17 protein-coding genes are annotated in these 24145 nt (G+C 70.7%); 8 read left to right on the top strand and 9 right to left on the bottom strand.

The genetic code is table 11. The annotated features are described in order from the left end of the window. Positions 1-44: 44 nt before the first annotated feature. Complete coding sequence (gene mfd, locus ACSSVZ_RS09405; protein ID WP_453969606.1) at positions 45-3563, bottom strand: transcription-repair coupling factor; 3519 nt, start codon at positions 3561-3563, stop codon at positions 45-47. A gap of 20 nt (positions 3564-3583) precedes the next feature. Continuing rightward, positions 3584-3865: an FAD assembly factor SdhE gene (locus ACSSVZ_RS09400; protein ID WP_453969552.1), complete on the bottom strand. Its 282-nt coding sequence runs from the start codon at positions 3863-3865 to the stop codon at positions 3584-3586. A 245-nt stretch (positions 3866-4110) separates the two neighbouring features. On the opposite strand from ACSSVZ_RS09400, the gene recG reads away from it, so the two are divergent. Further along, positions 4111-6207: an ATP-dependent DNA helicase RecG gene (gene recG, locus ACSSVZ_RS09395; protein ID WP_453969551.1), complete on the top strand. Its 2097-nt coding sequence runs from the start codon at positions 4111-4113 to the stop codon at positions 6205-6207. On the opposite strand, the gene ACSSVZ_RS09390 is transcribed toward recG, so the two are convergent. The 3 genes from ACSSVZ_RS09390 to glmU form a co-directional block, all read right to left on the bottom strand. Next, a complete protein-coding gene (locus tag ACSSVZ_RS09390) occupies positions 6159-6947 on the bottom strand; it encodes a DUF502 domain-containing protein (protein ID WP_453969550.1) in 789 nt (262 codons plus the stop codon). The genes recG and ACSSVZ_RS09390 overlap by 49 nt on opposite strands. Positions 6948-7098: 151 nt before the next feature. Then, positions 7099-8928 (bottom strand): glutamine--fructose-6-phosphate transaminase (isomerizing), encoded by a 1830-nt coding sequence (gene glmS, locus ACSSVZ_RS09385; RefSeq protein WP_453969549.1) that lies wholly within the window; start codon positions 8926-8928, stop codon positions 7099-7101. A gap of 116 nt (positions 8929-9044) precedes the next feature. After that, entirely contained in the window at positions 9045-10391 is a 1347-nt protein-coding gene (glmU, locus tag ACSSVZ_RS09380; protein ID WP_453969548.1) for a bifunctional UDP-N-acetylglucosamine diphosphorylase/glucosamine-1-phosphate N-acetyltransferase GlmU, read from the bottom strand. A gap of 213 nt (positions 10392-10604) precedes the next feature. Here glmU and ACSSVZ_RS09375 point away from each other — a divergent pair, with 213 nt between their 5' ends. Together ACSSVZ_RS09375 and ACSSVZ_RS09370 are read left to right on the top strand one after the other, a co-directional pair. Next, entirely contained in the window at positions 10605-11864 is a 1260-nt protein-coding gene (locus ACSSVZ_RS09375) for a hypothetical protein (RefSeq protein WP_453969547.1), read from the top strand. A 106-nt stretch (positions 11865-11970) separates the two neighbouring features. After that, complete coding sequence (locus tag ACSSVZ_RS09370) at positions 11971-12981, top strand: P1 family peptidase (RefSeq protein WP_453969546.1); 1011 nt, start codon at positions 11971-11973, stop codon at positions 12979-12981. 22 nt (positions 12982-13003) lie between these two features. Here the strand turns inward: ACSSVZ_RS09370 and ACSSVZ_RS09365 are convergent, their stop codons facing one another. Next, entirely contained in the window at positions 13004-16510 is a 3507-nt protein-coding gene (locus tag ACSSVZ_RS09365; RefSeq protein WP_453969545.1) for an indolepyruvate ferredoxin oxidoreductase family protein, read from the bottom strand. Between the two features lie 214 nt (positions 16511-16724). Between ACSSVZ_RS09365 and ACSSVZ_RS09360 the strand changes: the two genes are divergently transcribed. Continuing rightward, positions 16725-17213: an Lrp/AsnC family transcriptional regulator gene (locus tag ACSSVZ_RS09360; RefSeq protein ID WP_453969544.1), complete on the top strand. Its 489-nt coding sequence runs from the start codon at positions 16725-16727 to the stop codon at positions 17211-17213. 137 nt (positions 17214-17350) lie between these two features. Here the strand turns inward: ACSSVZ_RS09360 and ACSSVZ_RS09355 are convergent, their stop codons facing one another. Next, entirely contained in the window at positions 17351-18601 is a 1251-nt protein-coding gene (locus tag ACSSVZ_RS09355; RefSeq protein WP_453969543.1) for an NAD(P)/FAD-dependent oxidoreductase, read from the bottom strand. A 277-nt stretch (positions 18602-18878) separates the two neighbouring features. Here ACSSVZ_RS09355 and purB point away from each other — a divergent pair, with 277 nt between their 5' ends. From purB to ACSSVZ_RS09340, 3 genes are read left to right on the top strand one after another with little or no spacing between them, the layout of a single operon-like run. Further along, positions 18879-20198 carry an adenylosuccinate lyase gene (purB, locus tag ACSSVZ_RS09350; protein WP_453969542.1) on the top strand — a complete coding sequence of 440 codons (1320 nt, stop codon included), beginning with the start codon at positions 18879-18881 and terminating at the stop codon, positions 20196-20198. Next, entirely contained in the window at positions 20195-20746 is a 552-nt protein-coding gene (locus ACSSVZ_RS09345) for an RBBP9/YdeN family alpha/beta hydrolase (RefSeq protein WP_453969541.1), read from the top strand. The genes purB and ACSSVZ_RS09345 overlap by 4 nt, the downstream gene beginning before the upstream one ends. A gap of 57 nt (positions 20747-20803) precedes the next feature. Then, complete coding sequence (locus ACSSVZ_RS09340; RefSeq protein WP_453969540.1) at positions 20804-21817, top strand: zinc-binding alcohol dehydrogenase family protein; 1014 nt, start codon at positions 20804-20806, stop codon at positions 21815-21817. Between the two features lie 66 nt (positions 21818-21883). On the opposite strand, the gene ACSSVZ_RS09335 is transcribed toward ACSSVZ_RS09340, so the two are convergent. Then, complete coding sequence (locus tag ACSSVZ_RS09335; RefSeq protein ID WP_453969539.1) at positions 21884-22897, bottom strand: methyltransferase; 1014 nt, start codon at positions 22895-22897, stop codon at positions 21884-21886. Between the two features lie 394 nt (positions 22898-23291). Then, entirely contained in the window at positions 23292-23699 is a 408-nt protein-coding gene (locus ACSSVZ_RS09330) for a VOC family protein (RefSeq protein ID WP_453969538.1), read from the bottom strand. A 250-nt stretch (positions 23700-23949) separates the two neighbouring features. On the opposite strand from ACSSVZ_RS09330, the gene ACSSVZ_RS09325 reads away from it, so the two are divergent. Next, positions 23950-24099, top strand: a complete 150-nt coding sequence (locus ACSSVZ_RS09325; protein WP_453969537.1) for a hypothetical protein — start codon at positions 23950-23952, stop codon at positions 24097-24099. Positions 24100-24145 lie beyond the last annotated feature (46 nt).

Genomic DNA, 24145 nt, shown 5'->3' with positions numbered 1-24145 from the left:
CGGCCGGGCGGCCGCGCCCGGGAGACCGCTCGCCCGCTTCCCGGTCAGGCGGCGGCCTTTTGGCCACCCTCGGCGATGCGGACCAGCTTCGCCAGGATCGTCGCCGTTCCCTTCAGCCGGTCTTCCGGGGTCGGCCAGTTGCGCTGGAGCACCAGCCGGTGGTCGGGCCGCATCTTGGCGAGGATGCTCTGCTCGCCGATGTAGGCGACCAGCCCGGCCGGGTTGGGGAAGACGTTGCCGCGGAAGCCGATGACCAGCCCCTTCGGCCCGGCGTCGACCTTGTCGATGTTGGCCTTGCGGCACAGCCCCTTGATGTAGACGATCTTCAGCAGCGCCTCGACCTCGTCGCCGATGGGCCCGAAGCGGTCCACCAGCTCGGCCGCGAACGCGTCGATGTCCTCGGCCTCGGTCAGGTCGGCCAGGCGCCGGTAGAGCGACAGCCGCAGCGACAGGTCCGGCACGTAGGCTTCCGGGATCATCACCGGCGTGCCGACGGCGATCTGCGGCGACCACTGCTGGTCGTCGCCCTCGTCCTCGCCGCTCTTCAGGCTGGCCACCGCCTCTTCCAGCATCTGCTGGTAGAGCTCGTAGCCGACCTCCTTGATGTGGCCGGACTGCTCCTCGCCGAGCAGGTTGCCGGCGCCGCGGATGTCGAGGTCGTGGCTGGCCAGCTGGAAGCCCGCCCCCAGCGTGTCCAGCGACTGCAGCACCTTCAGCCGGCGCTCCGCCGACGGCGTCAGCGTCTTGTTGGCCGGCACCGTGAACAGCGCGTAGGCGCGCTGCTTGGAGCGGCCGACGCGGCCGCGCAGCTGGTAGAGCTGCGACAGGCCGAACATGTCGGCGCGGTGGACGATCAGCGTGTTGGCGGTCGGGATGTCGAGGCCGGACTCCACGATCGTCGTCGAGAGCAGCACGTCGTACTTGCCCTCGTAGAAGGCCGTCATGATGTCTTCCAGCTCCCCCGCCGGGATCTGGCCGTGGGCGACGGCGACCTTCACCTCCGGCACCGTCTCGTCGAGGAAGGCCTTGCGCTCGGCGAGGTCAGAGACGCGCGGGCAGACGTAGAAGGCCTGGCCGCCCCGATAGAGCTCGCGCAGCAGCGTCTCGCGGATCACCAGCGGGTCGAACGGCGAGACGAAGGTGCGCACCGCCAGCCGGTCGACCGGCGGCGTGGCGATCAGCGACAGCTCGCGCACGCCGGTGAGCGCCAGCTGCAGGGTGCGCGGGATCGGCGTCGCCGACAGCGTCAGCACGTGCACCTCGGCCTTGATCTCCTTCAGCCGCTCCTTGTGCTTGACGCCGAAGTGCTGCTCCTCGTCGACGATCAGCAGCGCCAGGTCGCGGAACTGGATGGCCTTGCCGAGGACCGCATGGGTGCCGACCACGATGTCGATGGAGCCGTCGGCGAGCCCCGCCTTCACCTGCGCCATCTCCTTGGCGCTCACCAGCCGCGAGGCCTGGGCGATGCGCACCGGCAGGCCCTGGAAGCGCTCGGTGAAGGTCTTGAAGTGCTGGCGCGACAGCAGCGTCGTCGGCACCACCACGGCGACCTGGCGACCGGTCATGGCGGCGACGAAGGCGGCGCGCAGCGCCACCTCGGTCTTGCCGAAGCCGACGTCGCCGCAGACCAGCCGGTCCATCGGCCGGCCGGTGGCGAGGTCCTCGAAGATGGCGTCGATGGCGCCGAGCTGGTCCTCGGTCTCCTCGTAGGGGAAGCGCGAGGCGAACTCGTCGTAGGCCCCCGACGGCGGCTCGATGACGGCGGCATGGCGCATGGCGCGCGCCGCGGCGATCTTGATGAGCTGACCCGCCATGTCGCGGATCCGCTGCTTCATGCGGGCCTTGCGCGCCTGCCAGGCGCCGCCGCCCAGCCGGTCGAGCTGCGCCTCGGCCTCGTCGGAGCCGTAGCGCGACAAGAGCTCGATGTTCTCCACCGGCAGGAACAGCTTGTCGCCGTTGTGGTAGGCGAGCTCCAGGCAGTCGTGCGGCGCGCCGGCGGCCTCGATGGTCTTCAGGCCGATGAAGCGGCCGATGCCGTGGTCGGCGTGCACCACCAGATCGCCCTCGGCGAGGCTGGAGGCCTCGGTGAGCACGTCGGCGTTGGAGCGCTTGCGGCGCTTGCCGCGGATCAGCCGGTCGCCCAGCACGTCCTGCTCGGCGATGATGGCGAGGCTGTCGGTCTCGAAGCCGGTCTCGATCCCCAGCGCCGCCAGCGCCACGGTGCCGTCGGGCAGGCCGAGCGCCTCGTTCCAGTCGGCGACGGGCGTGACCTTGCCGATGCCGTGGTCGTCGAGCACCTGCAGCAGCCGGTCGCGCGAGCCGAGGCTCCAGGCGGCGATCACCACCTGCTTCTTCGCCTTGCGCAGGCTGGCGACGTGCTTGACCAGCGCATCGAAGACGTTGACGTCCTCGGCCGCCCGCTCCGCCGCAAACGTCCGGCCGACCCGGCCGGCGGCATCGCGCACCGGACCGGTCTCCTGGGTCTCCGGCACCATGAACGGCGTGAAGCGCACCTGGCCGGGCGCCGCCATGTCGGCCTTCAGCTCGTCCTCGCCGAGATAGAGGGTGGCGGGCTCGATCGGATGGTAGGGAACGCCGCCCTGCCCGGCCCCGATGCCGGCGCGGCGCGCCTCGTAGTGGTCGGCGACCTCGCTCAGCCGGTTGCGGACGGACTCGTCGGCCAGATGGTCGAGCACGGTCACCGCGCCCGGCACGAAGGCGAACAGCGTGTCGAGGTGGTCGTGGAACAGCGGCAGCCAGTGCTCGATGCCCGGATGGCGGCGGCCCTCGCTCACCGAGGTGTAGAGCAGGTCGTCGCGGCTGGGGGCGCCGAAGCTCTCGCGGTAGGCGGTGCGGAAGCGGGTCACCACGTCGGGGCCGATGACCACCTCGCTCATCGGCACCAGGTCCAGGCGCGGCTGCTGGCCGGTGGTGCGCTGGGTCTCCGGATCGAAGGGCCGGATCGATTCCAGCGTGTCGCCGAAGAAGTCGAGGCGCACGGGCGACTCCGAGCCCGGCGCGTAGAGGTCGACGATGCCGCCGCGCACCGCATACTCGCCGGCCTCGCGCACCGTCGGGGTGCGCAGGAAGCCGTTGGCGTCGAGCCAGCGGACGACGCTCTCCATGGCGATCTGGCCGCCCGCGGCGGCCGACCAGACGTCGCTCTCGATCCAGGTCCGCGCCGGCAGCCGCTGCACGACGGCGTTGGCGGTGGTCAGCAGCACCCGCGGCCGGTCGGAGGCGTCGGTCGAGACGAGGCGCGCCAGCGCCGCCATGCGCCGCGCCTGGACCGCCGGGTTCGGCGACACCCGGTCGTAGGGCATGCAGTCCCAGGCGGGGAATTCCAGCACCGTCACGTCGGGCGCGAAGAAGGCAAGCGACTCCTGCACCGCCTGCAGGCGCTGGCCGTCGCGGGCGACGAACAGCACCGAGGGCGCGGTTCCGCCGGCGCGCGCGATGTCGCCCAGCACCAGGCCTTCCAGCCCGTCGGGCACGTCGGCCACGGTGATCGTCGTGCCGGGATCCGGTCGGACGGCGGCAAGGGAGGCGGTTGCGGCGCGCATGGCGGTCGTCACGGCTCGGTTCATGAAGGTGTGTGGAAGGCGATGATCTTGCGCAGCAGCCGGTCGTCCCAGTTGGCGGGCACGTCGGCCTGGCCGGCGATCCAGGCGTAGAGGTCGGGGTCCGGCACCTCCATCAGCGCCTCGAAGGCGCCGATCTCGTCGTCGGACAGCTCGCCGATGGTGGCGTCGGCGAAGCGGCCGAGCAGCAGGTCCATCTCCCGGGTGCCGCGATGCCAGGCATGGAACAGCAGCTTCTTGCGGCGGACGTCGAGCCCGTCGGACGAGCGTACGGTGCCGCTCATGGCCGGCCTCCCGCGCGGGTCGGGACGGGGACACGGAAGGGCTGCCGGATCGCGGCGGCGTCGATGATCATGGCGCGGACAGGCTCCGTCGAGAATGGATCGCCGCGAAGGCCGGCGACGGGACGCGGGATCGGTGTCTTTCCTGCGCTTACGTGGTACTTGCGCAGGCGGATGCGAGTGACCGCATCATCAGCGCCCCGTGGCGCGCCGGCCGAGACCGCCGCGCGAAACCCCGTGAATGCCCGATGCGACCTGCCGAACTCAATCCCTTTTTTCGCGCGCTGACGGACCTGGGCGGCGTCGGGCCGAAGTCGGTCCGGCATTATGCGCGCCTTCTCGGCCGCGCCAGCGACGATCCGCGCGTCGGCGACCTCGTCTTCCACCTGCCCGTCGACGTGCTCGACCGGCGGGCGCGGCCGGAGATCGCCACGGCGCCGCACGGCGCGATCGCCACGCTGACGGTGCGCATCGACCGCCACGAGGCGCCGAAGCGCCGCGGTGCGCCCTACAAGGTCTACGCCCACGACGAGACCGGCGAACTGGCGCTGGTCTACTTCCACGCCCAGCCCGACTGGCTGCGCCGGCTGCTGCCCGAGGGCGAGACCCGGCTCGTCTCCGGCAAGGTCGAATGGTACAGCGGCCGGCCGCAGATGGTCCACCCGGACCACGCGGTGGCGCTTGAGGACGAGGACAAGCTGCCGACCATCGAGCCGATCTATCCCCTCACCGAGGGGCTGACGGGACGCGTCCTCGCCAAGACCATCGCCGGCGCGCTGGAGACCGTGCCGGACCTTCCGGAGTGGCAGGACCGGCACTGGCTCGCCAAGGGCGGCTATCCGTCCTTCCACGCGGCGCTGACCCGCCTGCACCACCCGACCGACGTCGCCGACCTGTCGCCGAACGCCCCGGCCCGCCTGCGGCTCGCCTACGACGAACTCCTGTCCGGCCAGCTGGCGCTGGCGCTGATCCGCCGCCGCATCCGCCGCCAGTCCGGCGTGTCGCGGACCTGGGACGCCGCGCGCGTCGCCGCCGTGCGCGCCGCCCTGCCCTTCGAGCTCACCAACGCCCAGAGCGAGGCGCTGACCGAGATCGCCGCCGACCTGAAGGCGCCCCACCGGATGCTGCGCCTGCTGCAGGGCGACGTCGGCTCCGGCAAGACGGCGGTGGCCGTCGTCGCCATCGCCATGGTGGTGACCAGCGGATCCCAGGCCGCCCTGATGGCGCCCACCGCGCTCCTCGCCCGCCAGCATTTCGAGGCGCTCGCGCCGCTGTTCGCGAAATTCGGCATCAGCTGCCGTCTGCTCGTCGGCGGCGTGCCGGCGGGCGAGCGCAATCAGATCCGCAGCGGCCTCGATGCCGGCACGATCGACCTGGTCATCGGCACCCACGCCATGTTCCAGGAGGACGTGACGTTCCGCGACCTTGGCCTGGTGATCGTCGACGAGCAGCACCGGTTCGGCGTGCACCAGCGGCTGGCGCTCTCGGAGAAAGGCCCGTCGAGCGACGTGCTGGTGATGACCGCGACGCCGATCCCGCGCACCCTGGTGCTCACCGTGTTCGGCGACATGGACGTCTCGCGGCTCACCGAGAAGCCGCCCGGCCGCACCCCCATCGACACCCGTACCGTGCCGCTCGGCCGCCTCGACGACGTGGTCGACCGGCTGGAGGCGGCGCTGGCGCGCGGCGAGAAGGCCTACTGGATCTGCCCGCTGGTGGAGGATTCCGACGTGGTCGAGCTCGCCGCCGTCACCGAGCGCCACCGGGCGCTGCAGGCCCGGCTGGGCGACCGGGTCGGGCTCGTCCACGGCAAGATCAAGGGCTCCGAGCGCGACGAGGTGATGGACCGGTTCCGCACCGGCGACCTGAAGGTGCTGGTCTCCACCACGGTGGTCGAGGTCGGCGTCGACGTGCCGGACGCGACGATCATGGTGATCGAGCACGCCGAGCGCTTCGGCCTCGCCCAGCTGCATCAGCTGCGCGGCCGCGTCGGCCGCGGCGCCCGCCGGTCGGTCTGCCTGCTGCTCTACAAGGAGCCGCTCGGCGAGACGGCGAAGGGCCGCCTGTCGGTGATGCGCGACAGCGAGGACGGCTTCGTGATCGCCGAGGAGGACCTGCGCCTGCGCGGCGAAGGCGAGCTTCTGGGCACGCGCCAGAGCGGCCTGCCGGGCTTCCGTCTCGCCGTGCCGGAGCTGCACGGCGAGCTGATCGCCGCCGCCCACGACGACGCCCGGATGATCATCGAGACCGATCCGGACCTCGTCACCGAGCGCGGCCGGGCGCTCCGGATCCTGCTCTACCTGTTCGAGCGCGACGAGGCGGTGCGGCTGCTGCGCGCCGGCTGATCCGGGGCGTCGGTCGCCGCCGCCGGCGCGCCGTCGTCTTCGGCCGGCGTCCTCTCCAGCGGTTGGACGCCGCCGTCGAAATCCGGGGCGATGAGGCCCGCGGAAATGATGAGCTTGGCGGCATCCTCGATGCTCATGTCGAGGATCTTGACCTCCTGCCGCGGCAGATAGAGCAGGAAGCCTGAGGTCGGGTTCGGCGTGGTCGGCAGGAAGACCGAGATGAAGTCGTCCTCGGACAGCCGGTGCGCCACCTCGCCCTTGGCCTCGGTCGAAATGAACACGATCGACCAGATGCCGCGGCGCGGATACTCGATCAGGCCGGCCTGCTGGAACGACCTGCCGCGCTCCGACAGCACCGTCTCGAAGATCTGCTTCAGCGCCTTGTAGAGGTTGCGGACGAGCGGCATCCGGTTGAGCATCTGCTCGCCGAACGACAGCAGCGTCCGGCCGAAGATGTTCGCCGTCAGGAACCCGAGCAGCGTCAGGCCGACGAGCGCGACGATCAGGCCGATGCCCGGCAGCGGGAAGCTCAGATAGGTGTCGGGATTGTAGCGGTGCGGGATGAAGGGCTTCACCCAGGCATCGACCCAGCGCACGAACGACCAGGTGATCAGGAACGTGATCGTCAGCGGCGCCGCGAACACGACACCGGTGAGGAAATAGTTCCGCAAGCGCGCCCAGACCGAGGTGCGTGGCTTCGGGATCTGGTCCGTCTCAGGACCCCGCGGGTCTCGTTTCATCGATCGTCACGTCTCCCAAAACCGTCCGAACCGGCGGCAACACATGCACGGAAACGGCGTGCCGGATCCTTCTTAAGATAGGAGATGCAAACCGAACGCCAGCAGGATTTTTCTGCCGGCAACGGGAACAATTTGCCCGGTCGGATCCGCGCTATTCGACCGTCACGGACTTCGCCAGATTGCGCGGCTGGTCGACGTCCGTGCCGTTCTGCACGGCGGCGTGGTAGGCGAGCAGCTGCACCGGAATCGCATAGACGATCGGCGCGACGAATTCCGGGACCGTCGGCATGATGATCGTCTCGGCCGCATCGGAACCGATCAGTTCGGCGCCGCGCGCATCGGTGATCAGGATGATCTGGCCGCCGCGCGCCGCCACCTCCTGGATGTTGGAGGCGACCTTCTCGAACACCGCGTCGAACGGCGCCACCACCACGACCGGCATGTCCTCGTCGATCAGCGCGATCGGCCCGTGCTTCAGTTCTCCGGCGGCATAGCCCTCGGCGTGGATGTAGGAGATCTCCTTGAGCTTCAGCGCCCCTTCGAGCGCCAGCGGGAAGCTGGTGCCGCGGCCGAGATAGAGCGCATTGCGGGCATGCGCGAGGCCGCGGGCAATGTGCTCGATGTGCGGCTCCTGGCGCAGCGCCTCGGCGACGTAGCCCGGCGTTTCCGCCAGCGCCCGGACGTGGGTGCGCACGTCCTCGGCCGAGAGCGTGCCGCGCTCCTTCGCCGCGTGGACCGCGAGCGAGGCAAGCACCGCCAGCTGGCAGGTGAACGCCTTGGTCGAGGCGACGCCGATCTCCGGCCCGGCGAGCGTCGGCAGCGCCACGTCGGCCTCCCGTGCGATCGACGAGGTCGGCACGTTGACCACGGCGGCGATCTGTTGGCCGGCGGCGCGGGTGTAGCGCAGCGAGGCCAGCGTGTCGGCCGTCTCGCCGGACTGGGAGATGAACAGCGCCAGGTCGTCCGGCGACAGCGGCGCTTCGCGGTAGCGGAATTCCGAGGCGATATCGATGTCGACCGGCAAGCGCGCCAGCCGCTCGAACCAGTAGCGCCCGACGAGCCCGGCGTAGTAGGCGGTGCCGCAGGCCGAGATCGAGATGCGGCCGGCGCGCGCAAAGTCGATGGACGCCGCCTCGGCGACCCGCACCGTCTCGCTCGACAGGTCGAGATAGTGGCCGAAGGTGTGGCCGAGCACGGCGGGCTGCTCGTGGATCTCCTTCGCCATGAAGTGGCGGTAGTTGCCCTTCTCGGCCAGCGAGACGCTCGACGGCGTCGGCGTCACCGCCCGGTCGACCTCCAGGCCGCTTTCGTCGAAGATGCGCACGCCGGAGCGGCTGAGCAGCGCCCAGTCGCCTTCCTCCAGATAGACCAGCCGGTCGGAGAACGGCGCCAGCGCAATCGCGTCGGAGCCGAGATAGGTGCCGTCGTCGGCGAGGCCGATGGCCAGCGGGCTGCCGACCCGGGCGGCCGCGATCAGGTCCTCCTCGCCGTCGATCAGGATCGCCAGCGCATAGGCGCCGTGCAGCCTGGCCAGGGTGTTGCGCACCGCCTCCTCCGGGGTGCTGCCGGCCTCGAGCGCCCGGTTGACCAGATGGGCGACGATCTCGGTGTCGGTCTCGCTCTCGATGCGGGCGCCGCCGGCGATCAGCGCGTCGCGCAGCGCGCGGTAGTTCTCGATGATGCCGTTGTGGACCACGGCGACGCGGCCGGCGACGTGGGGATGGGCGTTGGCCTCGGTCGGCGCCCCGTGGGTCGCCCAGCGGGTGTGTCCGATGCCGGCGGTGCCCGCCAGCGGATGCGCGTCGAGGGCCTTCTCGAGGTTGCGCAGCTTGCCGGGGGCGCGCAGGCGCGCCAGGTGGCCGTCGCCGTCGAGGGTGGCGATGCCGGCGGAATCGTAGCCCCGGTACTCCAGCCGCTTCAGCGCGTCGAGCAGCAGCGGGGCAGCAGGTTCACTGCCGAGAACGCCAACGATTCCACACACGTGAGACCCCTTTTCAAACCGACTCGGATGCAGCTCGTGTCCGCGGGGGTTCTAGCCGGTCGCCGGCGGGTACGGGAATCAATCCAGGTTTCGAAGTGTGACCGCGCCGGACCGGCTCAGTCGCCGGCCGGCTTTTTCGCGCGCCCGCGCAGCGGCGAGCGGTCCGGCTTGACCACCTGCCGGGCGCGGGCGATCGCCAGCGCGCCTTCGGGCACGTCGTCGGTGATGACGCTGCCGGTGCCGACATAGGCCATGTCGCCGATGCGAATCGGCGCCACCAGCGCCGAGTTGGAGCCGACGAACGCGCCGGCGCCGATCTCCGTGCGGAATTTGTGGGTGCCGTCGTAGTTGCAGGTGATGGTCCCGGCCCCGAGGTTGGCGCGCGCACCGATCGTCGTGTCGCCCACGTAGGCAAGATGGTTCACCTTCGCGCCCGGGCCGAGGTCGGTGTTCTTCATCTCCACGAAGTTGCCGATCTTCGCGCCCTCGCCGACCTGGGTGCCGTCGCGCAGCCGGGCGAACGGGCCGACCAGCGCCCCGCCTTCGAGGCGCGCGCCCTCCAGGTAGCTGAACGCCCGCACCACCGCGCCGGCGGCGACGGACACGCCCTTGCGGAAGACCACGTAGGGTTCGATCACCGCGTCGGGCTCGATCTCGGTGTCGGCGGCGAACATCACCGTGTCGGGGGCGTGCATGGTGACGCCGGAGGCGAGCACCCGCGCCCGGGCGCGGCGCTGGAAGGCGGCCTCGGCGGCGGCGAGCTGGGCGCGGTCGTTGACGCCCATCAGCTCCTCCTCGCCGGTCACCTCGACCGACACCGCGAGCCCTTGCGCGTTGGCGATCTCGATGGCGTCGGTCAGGTAGTACTCGCCCTTGGCGTTGGCGTTGCCGATGGCCTGCAGGAGCGGCAGCAGCCGGTCGGCGCGCACCGCCAGCATGCCGGAGTTGCACAGGGTGACGCGGCGCTCCGCCTCGCTCGCCTCGGCGTGTTCGCGGATCGCCACCAGGCGGTCGCCGTCCAGGAGCAGGCGGCCGTAGCCGGTGGGGTCCGCCGCCTCGAAGCCGAGCACGACCAGGTCGGAGCCGGCGGCAAGACCGGCGCGCAGCCGGGCGATGGTCTCCGGCGTCACCAGCGGCACGTCGCCGTAGAGGATCACGATATCGTGTAGGTCGCCGGAGACGGCGGGCGCCGCCTGCAGCACCGCATGGGCCGTGCCCAGCCGCTCGGTCTGCTCGAACACCTCGGCCGCGGCGTCCAGCCGGTCCACCGCATCGCGCACCGTCGCCGCGCCATGACCGACGACGACGGCGCGGCGCGCCACGCCGGCCTCGCCGGCCGCATGCAGCACATGGCCGATCATCGGCCGATGGGCGATCTCGTGCAGGACCTTCGGCGTCTGGGAGCGCATCCGCGTTCCCTCGCCGGCCGCCAGGATGATCGCCAGGCAGGAGCGGTCGGTCATCAGTCCCTCGAATTGCGGTTGGCTCGGCTTCCGGCCGAGAACCTGTCCACGCCGCCCGCATCCGTCAAGTCCGTGACGCACGTCACGGCGGAAGCGGCCCGGTTGTCTTGCTCTCGACGACATCCTCCACCAGAGTGACGCCGAACTGGCGCCTCCGGCACCGATCGAGCGCCCGCCACGTCCGAAGCAGATGAGATTTCAGAGGTCACTGATATGAACGCTCTCCGGGTTTCCGGCACCGCTGCGCTGGTTTCCATGCTCGTCGCCTTCGCGCAGCCGTCGCTTGCCATCGAGCCGACGGGCAACGAGGTGGCCGACGCCTTCCTGACCGCAATCGAGCCGAACGACGGCGGCACGCTCACCCATGGCGACGTGGCCGCCTCCGGCTCCACCGTCACCATCAGCGACATCAAGGTCGGCTACACCGGCGACGCCGGAAGCGGCACCGCCCTGCTCGGCACGACCGCCATCGCCAACGGCCGGGTCGCCGACGGCGTGCTGACCGCCGATTCGCTCTCCATCGAAGACGTCACGATGGACGAGGTCGACAGCCAGTCGAAGCTGACGGTCGCGAGCATCGTCGTCAACAAGCCGGAGATCCCGATCGAGCGGCCCGCCACCGCCAGCGGCGAGCCGTCCTCCAGCCTCTCCGACTACCAGGACGCGGAGCTGACCAAGCTCGTCTTCACCGACGAGAACGGCTCGGAGCTGCCGGTGGAACGCGCCCTGCTGGCCGTCACCAGGCGCATCGACGGCGATCCGCGCGGCGGCACCATCAAGCTCGAGAACGCCGTCATGGAGACGGCCACCATCGAGGACGAGGAAACCCGCAAGCGGCTCACCGACCTCGGCTACTCCGAGATCGTCGTCGACCTTGCCGCCGAGGGCGACTGGAACTCCGACGACGGCACCGCGACGCTGAAGCAGCTGGAGGTCTCCGCCAAGGACATGGGCACCCTGAAGATGTCCGGCCAGTTCCTCGGCCTGACGCCCGAGGTGGTGGCCGCGCTGCAGCAGGACGACAACGACTTCTCCCAGCTGATGCAGACCATGCAGGGCGTCAGCGTCGCGGGCCTGACGATCCGCTACGACGACGCCTCGCTGGCCGGCCGCGCGATGGAGCTCACCGCCAAGGATCAGAGCGTCACCAAGCCGGAGCTGATCGACACCCTCAACATGCAGGTGTCGCAGATGCTGGCGATGCTCGAGAACAAGGGCTTCGAGGAGAAGGTCTCCGCCGCGGTGAAGATGTTCCTCAACGACCCGCAGTCGCTGGAGATCACCGCGAAGCCGGCGGCCCCGGTGCCGTTCGCCCAGATCGTCGGCACGGTGATGATGGCGCCGCAGACGCTGCCGAACGTGCTGTCGGTCGGCGTCGCCGCGAACGAGCCCGCCGCCGAGCCGGCCACCGGCGCGACGGACGGCTCCGGCCCCGGGAACCCGGCGAGCGGCGACGCGCCCGCCAAGCAGTAGCGGCGTCCGCGCCCGACGCGTTCGCAGCGCCCGCCGCCGGTCTCCCCGGCCGGCGGGCGTTGTCGTTTCAGGCCCCCTTTTCCCCATCCGATCGGAGGCAACGCCGATGCGCCCCGGACCCCGCAATCACCTGCTCGACGTCGCCGGCCTGACCGTCGGCCACGCCGAGGATCCCCACGTCAAGAGCGGCGTGACCGTGGTGGTGCCGGACGCGCCGGCGGCGGCCTCGGTAGCGGTGCTGGGCGGGGCGCCCGGCACCCGCGAGACCGACCTGCTGGCGCCGGAGCAGATGATCCCAGCGGTCGATGCGATCGTGCTGTCCGGCGGCTCGGCGTTCGGGCTGGCCGCCGCCGACGGCGCGCTGTCGGCGCTGGCCGCCATGGGCCGCGGCGCCGAGGTGGCCGGGTTCCGGGTGCCCATCGCGCCCGCGGCGATCGTCTTCGATCTCGCCAACGGCGGCGACAAGGCGTGGGGGGACGTGCCGCCGTTCCGCGCGCTGGGGCTGGCCGCCGTGCGCGCCGCCTCGGCCGACGACGTGCGCATCGGCACCGTAGGCCTCGGCACCGGCTGCACCACGGCCGACTTGAAAGGCGGCCTCGGCTCGGCCTCCACCGTGCTCCCCAGCGGCCACACGGTCGCGGCGATCGTCGGCGTCAACGCCGTCGGCACCGCCACCATCGCCGGCGGCGCCCACTTCTGGGCGGCCCCCTTCGAGCTCGACGGCGAATTCGGCGGCCGCGGCATGCCGCATCCGCTGCCCGCCGATGCCAGCCGGCTCATCACCAAGCTCGACGCCCTGAAGGCCGGCGCCAACACCACCATCGCGGTGGTGGCCACCGACGCGATCCTCTCCAAGGCGCAGCTCAAGCGGCTGGCGATCGCCGCCCACGACGGCTTCTCGCGCGCCCTGTGGCCGGCCCACACGCCCTATGACGGCGACACCATCTTCACGCTGTCGACAGGGCGCCGGCCGATCGCCGACGCGCTGTTCGAGCCGATCGAGCTGGGCGCGGCGGCGGCGGCGACGCTCGCCCGCGCCATCGCCCGCGGCGTCCACGCGGCAGCGGCGGCCGACCGCGACGTGCTGCCGACCTGGGCGGACCGCTTCGGCGGCTGACGGCGCGGCCTGAACGGACCGCCTACTCCGCCGCCTCCAGCAGCCGGTGGCGGGCGGCTGGGGCATCGGGGCCGCCGGCCGCGCCGCCGTCGAGCTGCGCCAGCAGCCCCTCGCGCTTGCGGTCGGCGACCGCGAAGTTCGCCTGCTTGACCGGCCCGTAGCCGCGGACCAGGTCCGGCACCCGCGCGATTTCCACCAGCAGCCCGTAGTTCGCCTCGCCGATCCGCGTGAGGATCGTCTCCACGTCGGCCCGGTAGCGCTTGACCAGATCGCGCTCGGCCCGGCGTTCGCTCGTGTAGCCGAACGGGTCGAGCACGGTGCCGCGCAGGCCCTTCAGCCCCGCCAGCACGCCGAACGCCTTGAACACCCACGGCCCGAACGCCCGCTTCTTCGGGCGTCCGGTCGCCGGGTCGGTGCCGGTGAGCATCGGCGGCGCCAGCATCACCGTCAGGCGCTTGTGGTCGTGGAAGGTGTCCTTCAGGCGCGCCCGGAACGCCGGCTCGGAATAGAGCCGCGCCACCTCGTATTCGTCCTTGTAGGCCATCACCTTGTAGAGGTTTTCCGCCACGGTCCGGGTGAGCCGCATGGTGCCCTGGCCCGTCTCCGCGTCGGCCGCCTGCACGCGGCCGACCAGATCGCGGAAGCGGCGGGCGTAGCCGCGGCCCTGATAGGCGACGAGCTCGTCGGAAAGCAGCGCGATCCGCTCGTCCAGCGTCTCTTCCTCCGGGTGCTCCTCCTTCGGCAGCGCCGCCGTCAGCGCCGACGGGTCGGCGGCGGCGACACGCCCCACGGCGAACGCCTTGAGGTTCTTCTCCACGGCGGCGCCGTTCAGCCGGATCGCCGTCTCGATCGCCTCGAACGACAGCGGGATCTCGCCGCGCTGCCAAGCGGCGCCGGCCAGCATCATGTTGGTGAACAGCGCATCGCCCATCAGCCGTTCGGCCAGGTCGGCGGCGTCGACGGCGGTATAGGCGCGGCTGCCCTCCTCCAGCGTCTTCTTCAGGCGCGCCTCCTCGTAGGAGAGCGTCTGCTTCATGACGAACTCCGCCGTCGGCGCCACATGGGTGTTGGCGACGGTGGAGGTGCGGCCGAAATCGGCGAGGCTGAGCACGTCGGCGCTGCAGGCGACCAGCATGTCGGCGGCCAGCAGCACGTCGAGGCTGGCGGTCGGGATGCGGGCGCCCTCGATGTCGCGCCCTTTCGGCGCGAAGCGCACGTGCGAGGTCACCGGCCCGTTCTTCTGGGCGAGCCCGGTGACGTCGAGGGTCGAGACGTTGAGGCCGTCGATGTGGCCGGCCATGGCCAGCACCGCGCCGACGGTGGTGACGCCCAGGCCGCCGATGCCGGCGATCAGCAGGTTGCGGGTGGCGGTCGGCACGTCCGGGCGCGGCGCCGTCAGCTTGGCCACCATCGCGTCGATGTCGATGTGGGCGTCCTCGGCGGTGACCAGTTCGGCCCCTTCCACCCACACGAAGGACGGGCAGAAGCCCTTCACGCAGGAGAAGTCCTTGTTGCAGCTCGACTGGTTGATGCGGCGCTTCTGGCCGAATTCGGTGTCCAGCGGCTCCACCGCGATGCAGTTCGACTGCACCGAGCAGTCGCCGCAGCCCTCGCAGACGCGCGGGTTGATGAACAGCCGCTTGTCCGGGTCCTCGTAGCCGCCCTTCTTGCGGCGGCGGCGCTTCTCGGCAGCACACGTCTGGTCGAAGATGATCGCCGAGACGCCGGGATACTGCGCCAGCTCGGTCTGCACGTTCATGATCTCGCCGCGATCGAGCACCGGCGTGTTCGGCGCCAGCCCCTTCTCGCCCTCGTAGAGGTGGGGGCGCTCGGACAGCACGACGATCTTCTCGACGCCCTCGGCCGCCAGCTGGCGGGAGATCTGCGGCACCGACAGCGGTCCGTCGAAGGCCTGGCCGCCGGTCATGGCGACGGCGTCGTTGAAGAGGATCTTGTAGGTGATTGGAACGTTTGCCGAAACGGCCTGGCGAATGGCCAGGATGCCGGAATGGTAATAGGTCCCGTCGCCAAGGTTCACGAACATGTGCCGGTCGTTGGAGAACGGCTCCTGTCCGACCCACAGCACGCCTTCGCCGCCCATGGCGATCTGGCCGTCCGTCGTGCGGCCGTTGATCTCCGTCATCGCGTGGCAGCCGATGCCGGGCTGGGCGCGGGCGCCCTCCGGCACCACCGTCGACGAGGAATGCGGGCAGCCGGCGCAGAAGTAGGCGCTCCGCTGGGCCTTCTCGGCGTGGCCGCCGGCCCAGGCGGAGCGCATCACCAGGCGTTCGGCGACCTCGCGCATGGCGCCGTCCTCCTGCACCTCGGGCACGAAGCCGAGGATCGCCTCGATGATCTCCTGCATCTGCAGTTCCAGGAGGTCCGACAGGAATGGCGCGCCGTCCGGCGTCTTCTTGCCCCAGATGCGCGGCCGCTGGTGCTCCGGCCAGCCGTAGAGCAATTCCTTGATCTGCGGCTCCATGAAGGCGCGCTTGTGCTCCACCACCATCAGCCGGTCGAGGCCGCGGGCGAACGCCGCGATCCGCGTCGGCTCCAGCGGCCACGGCATCGCGACCTTGAAGACCGCGAGCCCGATGCGGCGCGCCACCTGCTCGTCGATGCCCATCAGCTCGAACGCCTGGCGCAGGTCGCGGTAGGCCTTGCCCGTCGTCACGATGCCGTAGCGCGGCCGGTGCGAGCCGAACGCCACCTTGTCCAGGCCGCTCGCCCGCACATAGGCCTGGGCGGCGGGGATCTTGTGCTCGCGCAGCACCCGCTCCGTCTCCAGCCGGTTCTTCAGCAGCAGCACGCGGTTCACGTCGGCCTCGCGGCGCGGATCGTGCTCGTCGGGGGTGACGATCGCCAGCCGTTCCGGATCGACGGTGACGAGGCCGGAGGAATCCATCGTGTCGGCGAGGCAGAGGATCCCCGTCCACAGGCCGGAGAAGCGCGACATGGCGAGGCCGTGCAGCCCGTAGTCGAGCACGTCCTGCAGATCGGCGGGGTTGAGGCCGGGCATCTCGAAATTGAGGAGCGAGAACTCGCTCTGGGCCGGCAGGATCGACGACTTGGCGAGGTGGTCGTCGCCGCACAGCGCCAGGCAGCCGCCGAGCGCCGCGGTGCCGCTGGCGTTCGCCTGCTTCAGCGCGTCGCTGGCCCGGTCGACGCCCGGCGCCTTGCCGTACCAGATGCCGAACACGCCCTCGTGGGTGGAGCCCTGCCCGTGCAGCCCGACCTTCTGGGTGCCCCAGACGGCCGTCGCGCCGAGTTCCTCGTTCACGCCGGGCTTGAAGACGATGTCGTGCTCGTCGAGGAGCTTCTTCTCGCGGCCGAGGTTCTGGTCGAGGCCGCCGAGCGGCGAGCCGCGATAGCCCGAATAGAAGCCGCCGGTCTTGTGGCCGTGGGCCCGGTCGGCACGGATCTGGTCGATGCCGATCCGCAAAAGCGCCTGGATCCCCGTCAGGTAGACGGTGCCACGCTCCAACCTGTACTTGTCCTGCAGGGTGATGCTGGTCGGTTGCGCGGTCATGAGGCCTCCCGGCGTCTTCAAAAGAGATAACGCGGTCGATCGGCCTTGGTTGCCTGGACCTGCCGGCGGCCTGTCCCCGGCAAGGTTGCAACGCGCGGCCGACCGCTCGCGGACGGGAGACGGGCTCCCCTTGGTGGAGAGTTTGTTCTCTTGGGAGGGAATTTCTCTGCTATCGTGACACCGAAGCGCGATAAAACAGGAAGATTGATCCGGAATGAAGGCCAGTGCCGGAAGAACCCACCTCGACCCGGCGGACATCCGTGTCCTGCGCATTCTGCAGCGCGACGCATCGCTCTCCATCGCCGAGATCGCGCGCCAGGCCGGAATGAGCCAGACCCCCTGCTGGCGGCGCATCAAGAAGCTGAAGGACAGCGGCGTCGTCCGCCAGATCGCCGCGCTGGTCGACCGGGAAAAGGTCGGCCTGTCGTTCGCGTCCTATTCGTTCGTGAAGCTCTCCATCCCGAGCCGGGACAACATGGAGGAGTTCGACCGGATGGTGAACCGCTGGCCCGAGGTGGTGATCTGCGAGCGCATCACCGGCGCCGTCGACTACCTGCTGAAGATCGTCGCCGACGACATCAAGGACTACGACGATTTCCTGCGCCTGAAGCTGCTCAACAACGACCTCGTCTCCGACGTCCAGTCGCGCATCGTCATCGCCACCGTGAAGGACACCCCCGCCCTCCCGATCCGCGAGGATTGAAGCGCGCGGCGAGATGCCTAGCGCGAGGCTGTCCGTAAGTCTCCGATCAGCGCGCGACCGCGCGCCGGCCGGTCAGGCCGCCCTCCCGGAGCCGGTGAGCGTAGCGAACCCGGCGTGAGGGGAAAAAAACCCAAGACCTATCCGAACCGCTTCGGCGAATAGGGCAAGGGATCGACCAGCGGCCGGGTCCAGGTCATCAGCTCGGCGATCAGCCGGCCCGACGCCGGGCCCTGGGTGAAGCCCAGATGGCCGTGGCCGAAATTGAACCACAGCCCCTCGTGCTGCGGCGCCTGGCCGATGGCCGGCAGCGAATCCGGGAAGCACGGACGCGAGCCCATCCACGGCGTCGCCTCCACCGGCTCGCCGAGCGGGAACAGGCGGCGCGCGATCGGCTCGGCCCGGGCCAGTTGCACCGGGCTCGGTGGGGCATCCCGGTCGGCGAACTCGATTCCCGTGGTCAGGCGGATCCCGTCCACCATCGGCGTGATGACGAAGCCGTTGTCCATGTCGACGACGGGCCGCGCGAGGCTGGCGTTGCCGCGCGGCCGGTAGTGCCGGTGGTAGCCGCGCTTGGGCATCAGCGGCAGGGTATAGCCGAGCGGCCGGACGAGGTCGGCGCCCCACGGGCCCAGCGCCACCACCACCTGGCCGGCATGTACGGTGCCGCCGTCGGTGGCCACCTCGTAGCCCTTCGGCAGCGCCCGGATGGCCCGGGCCTCCTGGAGCAGGAACCGGCCGCCGCTGCCGAGGAAATGGGCGGCGTAGGCCTTGGTCACCCGGCCCGGGCTGGACACGCTCTCGGTTTCCGGCCACAGCACCGCCCGGTGGAACTCCGGCGTCAGGTGCGGCTCGATCTCGGCGACCTCCTCGGCGGTCAGGATGTCGAACGGCAGCCCAAGCTGCTTGGCGCGCGTCAGGTGCGCGGCCTGAGCGGCGGCGAAGCTCTCACCGGTCCGGTAGCAGCGCAGCCAGCCGGTCTTGCGGAAATAGCTCTCCGCGCCGGCCGCGCGCGCCAGCGCGTGATGCTCGGCGGCGGCCTCCCGGCTCAGCGCGTTGGAGGCGGCGGTGTAGCGGTCGACCCGCTCAGGTGTGGAATTTGCCCGCAGGCCGGCGAGCCAGCCGGCGAACTTCGGCAGGTCGCGGGCGCGGTAGTGCGCCGCGACGCTGCGGTTGAGGGCGAACGGCAGCAGCTTGGCGAAGCCGCGCGGGAACATCACCGGCACCAGGCCTTCGCGCTCCACCACGCCGGCGTTGCCGTAGGAGGTCTCCTCGCCGGGCTCGCGCCGGTCGATGAGCAGCACGTCCCGGCCGCGCATCAGGAGATGCAGGGCCGTCGAGACGCCGACGATGCCGGCCCCGAGCACGACGATGTCCGCGCGCTCCGTCATTCCTGTCCTCCCGGGTCGCTTGCCGCGCGCCCCGTGCAATCGGGGCTTGCGCCGATAGTGCGCAACTCGCCCCGGTCCCGCAAGGCGGGCCGGCGCCGCGCGCACCTGCGCACGTTCCGGCACAATCGGCCATTAGCCGATCTGCATCAGCCGGTTAGCCGCAGCTGCTCACGAAACCGCCGGGCCGCCTGCGGATCACGCATGCGCCGCGCCGATTGTCGCGGGGCGCGGGCTTTGCTATGGGCGAGCCTCCTTCCCCCTCGGAGCGCACCAAACGATGATCCCCCGCTATTCCCGCCCCGCCATGGCCGCGATCTGGTCGCCGGAGACGAAGTTCCGCATCTGGTTCGAGATCGAGGCCTACGCGGCCGAGGCCCAGGCCGAGGAAGGGGTGATCCCGAAGGAGGCCGTCGCCACCATCTGGGAGCGCGCCGGCAACGCCACCTTCGACGTCGACCGCATCGACGAGGTCGAGCGCGAGGTGAAGCACGACGTCATCGCCTTCCTGACGCATCTCGCCGAGATCGTCGGCCCCGAGGCGCGCTTCGTCCACCAGGGCATGACCTCCTCCGACGTGCTGGACACCTGCTTCAACGTGCAGCTGGTGCGCGCCGCCGACATGCTGATCGAGGATCTCGACCAGCTGCTTGCCGCCATCAGGCGCCGCGCCTTCGAGCACAAGTACACGCCGACCATCGGCCGCAGCCACGGCATCCACGCCGAGCCGACCACCTTCGGCCTCAAGCTCGCCCAGGCCTATGCGGAGTTTGCCCGCTGCCGCAGGCGCATGGAGGTCGCCCGCGAGGAGGTCGCCACCTGCGCGATCTCCGGCGCCGTCGGCACCTTCGCCAACATCTCGCCGAACGTCGAGGCGCACGTCGCCGAGAGGCTCGGGCTGACGCCGGAGCCGGTCTCCACCCAGGTGATCCCGCGCGATCGCCACGCCGCCTTCTTCGCCACGCTCGCCGTCGTCGCCTCGTCGGTGGAGCGGCTCGCCACCGAGGTCCGCCACCTGCAGCGCACCGAGGTGCTGGAGGCGGAGGAGTACTTCTCCGAGGGCCAGAAGGGCTCGTCGGCGATGCCCCACAAGCGCAACCCTGTCCTGTCGGAAAACCTCACCGGGCTTGCCCGCATGGTGCGCGCCTACGCCCTGCCCGCCATGGAGAACGTGGCGCTCTGGCACGAGCGCGACATCTCGCACTCTTCCGTTGAGCGGATGATCGGCCCGGACGCCACCGTGACGCTGGACTTCGCGCTGGCCCGCCTCACCGGCATGATCGACAAGCTGCTGATCTATCCGGACCGCATGCAGGCCAACCTCGACAAGCTCGGCGGCCTCGTCCACTCCCAGCGCGTGCTGCTGGCGCTCACCCAGGCGGGCGTGTCGCGCGAGGAATCCTACCGGATGGTCCAGCGCAACGCGATGCCGGTCTGGCAGCAGGGCGGCGACTTCAAGGCGCTCCTGAAGGCCGACAAGGACGTCGCCGCGAAGCTCTCGCCCGACGAGATCGACGCGCTCTTCGATCTCGACCATCATCTCGCCCACGTCGACACCATCTTCGACCGGGTGTTCGGCACCGACGGGGCCACCGCATGAAGACGTCCGATGCCGAACTGCTGATCCTTCCGGGCCTTGGCGGCGGCACGCCGGAGCACTGGTATTCCCGCTGGGAGACCCAGCTGACGAGCGCCCGGCGCGTCGCGCTCGACGACATGGACGCGCCCGACCGCGCCGGCTGGACCCACGCGCTGGTCACGGCGGTGGCCGAGGCGAAGCGCCCCGTGGTGCTGATCGCCCACTCGCTCGGCGTGGCGCTCGCCGTGCATGCGGCGGCCGAAACGTCGCTGCCCGGCGTCGCCGGCGCGTTCCTGGTGGGCGTGCCTGACCTGGAGCGCGACGACATGCCGGAGGCGACCAGGGCCTACGCGCCGCTGCCGCGCGATCCGCTGCCGTTTCCCTCCCTCATGGTGGCGAGCCGGACCGACCCGTACTGCTCCTACGAGCGCGCCGAGGATTTCGCCGCAAGCTGGGGCTCCGAGCTCGTCGACGCGGGCGACGCCGGCCACCTCAACAACGAAAGCGGCCACGGCCCCTGGCCGGAAGGCCTCACCCGCTTCGCCGTCCTGATGAAACGGATCGGCTGACCATCGGCCGGCGCCGGCGCGGCGCGGGTGCAAAACCATAAAACGGGGAGAGACGAGATGAAGGCTGTCGGGTTTCGCGAGCCTGGACCGATCGACCGCGACGATGCCCTCGTCGACGTCACCCTTGACCGGCCGGCGCCGTCCGGCCGCGACCTGCTGGTCGAGGTGAAGGCGGTGTCGGTCAATCCGGTCGACACCAAGGTGCGCGCCGGCATCGCGCCCATCGACGTGCCCGTCCGCGTGCTCGGCTACGACGCGGCCGGCACGGTGGCCGCCGTCGGCGACGATGTCGAGGGCTACCGGGTCGGCGACGACGTCTTCTACGCCGGCTCGGTGGTCCGCCAGGGCACCAACGCCGAGTTTCACCTGGTCGACGAGCGCATCGTCGGCCGCAAGCCGGCGAGCCTCACCATGGCCGAGGCGGCCGCCCTGCCGCTGACGGCCATCACCGCCTGGGAGATGCTGTTCGACCGCCTCGACGTGCGCCGGGCCGTGCCGGGGGCCGCCAACGCCGTCCTGGTCGTCGGCGGCGCCGGTGGCGTCGGCTCGATCGCCATCCAGATCCTGCGTGCCATGACCGGCCTCACCGTCATCGCCACCGCCTCGCGGCCGGAGACCCAGGCCTGGGTGCGCGAGCTTGGCGCCCACCACGTCGTCGACCATTCCAACCCCCTCGACGCCGAGGTCGCGGCGCTGGGCATCGGCGCGCCGGCCTTCGTGTTCTCCACCAACCAGACCGGCAAGCACGCCGAGGCGATCGCAAAGCTGATCGCGCCCCAGGGCCGCTTCGGCATGATCGACCGCTCGGGCGACATTCCGCTCGCCGCCTTCATGCCCAAGTCGGTGTCGATCCACTGGGAGTACATGTTCACCCGGTCGATGTTCCAGACCGCGGACATGGCCGCCCAGCGGGCGCTGCTCGACGAGGTGTCCGGGCTGGTCGACAGCGGCCGCATCCGCACCACGATGACCGAGAGCCTCGGGCCGATCACCGCCGCCACCCTCAAGGCCGCCCACGCGAAGCTCGAAAGCGGCACGGCGCGCGGCAAGATCGTGCTCGAAGGGTTTTGACGCAAGCCTCTGACGTCAAACGGGAACCGGCGAATCGCCGGTTCCGTCCGCGGTGCCCCGCGCGCCTCAGCCGGGCTTGCGGCCGGTCGCCAGCATGGTCAGCCCCGGGATCATCTCGCCCACCGAGACGTCCGCAAAGCCGGCCGCCGTCAGCATGTCGGCCAGCGTCGCCGCGTCGAGGCTGCGCGCCGTCGGCGTGAACGCCGTGTGCTGGAGCTGCCAGAGCGCCGCCAGCTTCGGGCCGGTGCGGTCGGCGGAGACCACGAAATCGTGCAGCATCATCAGCCCGCCGGGCGCAAGCGTCTGAAAGGCCCGGGCGATCAGCCCCTCGTGGGCGTCGCCCGGCACGCCGGAGAACAGGTACGACATCAGCAGCGCGTCCTGGCCCTCCGGCCATCCGGTCACCAGCGCGTCGCCCTCCACGTACGCGATCCGGTCTGTGAGGCCGGCTTCCGCCACGTACTCCCGGCCGATGGCGGCGACGTTGGGGAAATCCACCACGGTGGCGGTCAGCTCCGGCCAGGCGTTGCACAGCGTGATCGCGTAGGCGCCGGTGCCGCCGCCCACGTCCAGCAGCGTCTGCGCAGCCGTCAGGTCGACGATCTTGGCGAGGCCGCGCGCCGGGCCGAGCGAGCCGGCGTGCTGGCTCTCCGAATAGATCCGCGCCTGCTCCGGGTCGTCGAACCACTCCGCGTAGCTGCCGGTTGCGTCCTCCGGCAGGCGGTTCGCCAGCGCCGGCTCGATCTGGTCGAGCAGGCCGTACATCTGGCGGTCGACCTGCAGGCGCAGATAGTCGCCGAAGTCGTGGCGGGCACCCTGAACCAGGAAGGACTCCGCCGCCGGCGCATTGGCGAAGCGCTCGTCGTCGACCGAAACCAGTCCCAGCGACGCGACGGCGGTGAGCAGCGTCCGCGCCCGCTCCGCCGGCAGCCCGGCCGCCTTGCCCAGCTCCTCCGCCGTCATCGGTCCCTCGGCAAGGTGCGTGAACACGCCGAAGTGCAGCGCCGCGAACAGCGCCTTCGACCCCATGAAGCCGAAGGCGATGTCGGAGATCTCTTCGGCCGTGGTCAGGAGCGTCATGTCGGGCCGCCTCGCCGTCGCTGTTTCGATTGCGACGAGGATAGCCGCTTTGCGACGGGGGTGGCTAGGCGCGCGGCGCAAGGCGGCAGGTCGTTCACCGCGTTTCGCTTTCAGTGTCAATGCGTTGAGGACGAAAGTTCTAGCCCGGCGTGCCGGACTCACGGCGCCGCGGTCCCGCTTTCGGCGCACCGCCCGGGGATCGGCACGGTCCGAGGGCCCGTCGACCCGCACGCGAGCGCGGCTCGGCAGTCGATCGACGGATGCGCCATCGCCCCGGGTCGAGCGCGGTCAGGATGGCCGGGCCCCTGGCCCTGGGGTCGCCCGGACCACGGGCCGCCCCGCGTCGCCCGCGCGGCCCCCCCGCGTGCCCCGGGCCAGCCCCGCCGGACGCCTCCTACTCCGCCGCCTCGACGCGCCCGTCGGTGCCGACCCAGCCGTGGGCGGAGATGTCGAACACGACGCCCTCCGGGTCCTTGTACTTGCGCTCGGAGTTGCCCTGCTTGGAGCCCGCGAGCTCGAAGAAGAATTTCCCGCCCGCCGCCTCGACCCGCCGCTCGTACTCCGCCACGTCGTCGACCTGCACGCCGAAATGGTTGAGCCCGGCCATCCGGTCCAGCTCCTCGCCCGTCTTGTCGGTGAAATGCAGGAGCGCCAGGTTGACGACGCCGTCGGTGAGGTAGTTCGCCGTTCCGGTGCCGATGGTCTCGGCCCCGACATACTCCAGCTCGAACACCTGTTTGTAGAACTCGGTCATCGCCTCGAGGTCGCGGACGACGATGGCGATGTGGCGCAGACGGGCCATGTGGGATCCCCTGTTCCGGTGCGGCCGGTCTGTCGCCGGCCTGGTTGGTTCTGCCGGCAGGCTACAGGGGACGCGCTTCGCCGCTCATCCGGCATTTTGCCGGTGAAACGCCAGGTGGCGGTTGACCGGAGGGGCCGCCTTGCCCCTGCAACGCGTCCCGGCACATGCCCCATTTCCAACGTGGATCACCTGGAGCTAAAGTCCCGCTCCAGGTGCGCGACACGCGCAGTTCGGACCGGGGAGAAGGGCCATGCAGAAGACCGACGACAAACGCGCCGACCAGTTACCCGCCGAAGGCAAACGGCTTGCCTGGTCGCCGCCCAGGCTGCAGAAGGCGTCCATCGCATCCGAGACGCTGTTGGACGACAGCATCGGCGCCGACGGGGGCCTTTTCAGCTGAAAGGTCGGGGCGCCGACGCCACCCCTGCCATTTCGGGCCAGGATCC

Source organism: Amorphus sp. MBR-141, from assembly GCF_053628695.1.
This window is presented reverse-complemented; position numbering and strand designations above follow the sequence as displayed.

What these genes read in the sequence shown, in the direction of transcription:
- mfd (WP_453969606.1), bottom strand. Translation starts at nt 3,563, where the DNA reads ATGCGCGCCGCAACCGCCTCCCTTGCCGCCGTCCGACCGGATCCCGGC.
- ACSSVZ_RS09400 (WP_453969552.1), bottom strand. Translation starts at nt 3,865, where the DNA reads ATGAGCGGCACCGTACGCTCGTCCGACGGGCTCGACGTCCGCCGCAAG.
- recG (WP_453969551.1), top strand. Translation starts at nt 4,111, where the DNA reads ATGCGACCTGCCGAACTCAATCCCTTTTTTCGCGCGCTGACGGACCTG.
- ACSSVZ_RS09390 (WP_453969550.1), bottom strand. Translation starts at nt 6,947, where the DNA reads ATGAAACGAGACCCGCGGGGTCCTGAGACGGACCAGATCCCGAAGCCA.
- glmU (WP_453969548.1), bottom strand. Translation starts at nt 10,391, where the DNA reads ATGACCGACCGCTCCTGCCTGGCGATCATCCTGGCGGCCGGCGAGGGA.
- ACSSVZ_RS09375 (WP_453969547.1), top strand. Translation starts at nt 10,605, where the DNA reads ATGAACGCTCTCCGGGTTTCCGGCACCGCTGCGCTGGTTTCCATGCTC.
- ACSSVZ_RS09370 (WP_453969546.1), top strand. Translation starts at nt 11,971, where the DNA reads ATGCGCCCCGGACCCCGCAATCACCTGCTCGACGTCGCCGGCCTGACC.
- ACSSVZ_RS09365 (WP_453969545.1), bottom strand. Translation starts at nt 16,510, where the DNA reads ATGACCGCGCAACCGACCAGCATCACCCTGCAGGACAAGTACAGGTTG.
- ACSSVZ_RS09360 (WP_453969544.1), top strand. Translation starts at nt 16,725, where the DNA reads ATGAAGGCCAGTGCCGGAAGAACCCACCTCGACCCGGCGGACATCCGT.
- ACSSVZ_RS09355 (WP_453969543.1), bottom strand. Translation starts at nt 18,601, where the DNA reads ATGACGGAGCGCGCGGACATCGTCGTGCTCGGGGCCGGCATCGTCGGC.
- purB (WP_453969542.1), top strand. Translation starts at nt 18,879, where the DNA reads ATGATCCCCCGCTATTCCCGCCCCGCCATGGCCGCGATCTGGTCGCCG.
- ACSSVZ_RS09345 (WP_453969541.1), top strand. Translation starts at nt 20,195, where the DNA reads ATGAAGACGTCCGATGCCGAACTGCTGATCCTTCCGGGCCTTGGCGGC.
- ACSSVZ_RS09340 (WP_453969540.1), top strand. Translation starts at nt 20,804, where the DNA reads ATGAAGGCTGTCGGGTTTCGCGAGCCTGGACCGATCGACCGCGACGAT.
- ACSSVZ_RS09335 (WP_453969539.1), bottom strand. Translation starts at nt 22,897, where the DNA reads ATGACGCTCCTGACCACGGCCGAAGAGATCTCCGACATCGCCTTCGGC.
- ACSSVZ_RS09330 (WP_453969538.1), bottom strand. Translation starts at nt 23,699, where the DNA reads ATGGCCCGTCTGCGCCACATCGCCATCGTCGTCCGCGACCTCGAGGCG.
- ACSSVZ_RS09325 (WP_453969537.1), top strand. Translation starts at nt 23,950, where the DNA reads ATGCAGAAGACCGACGACAAACGCGCCGACCAGTTACCCGCCGAAGGC.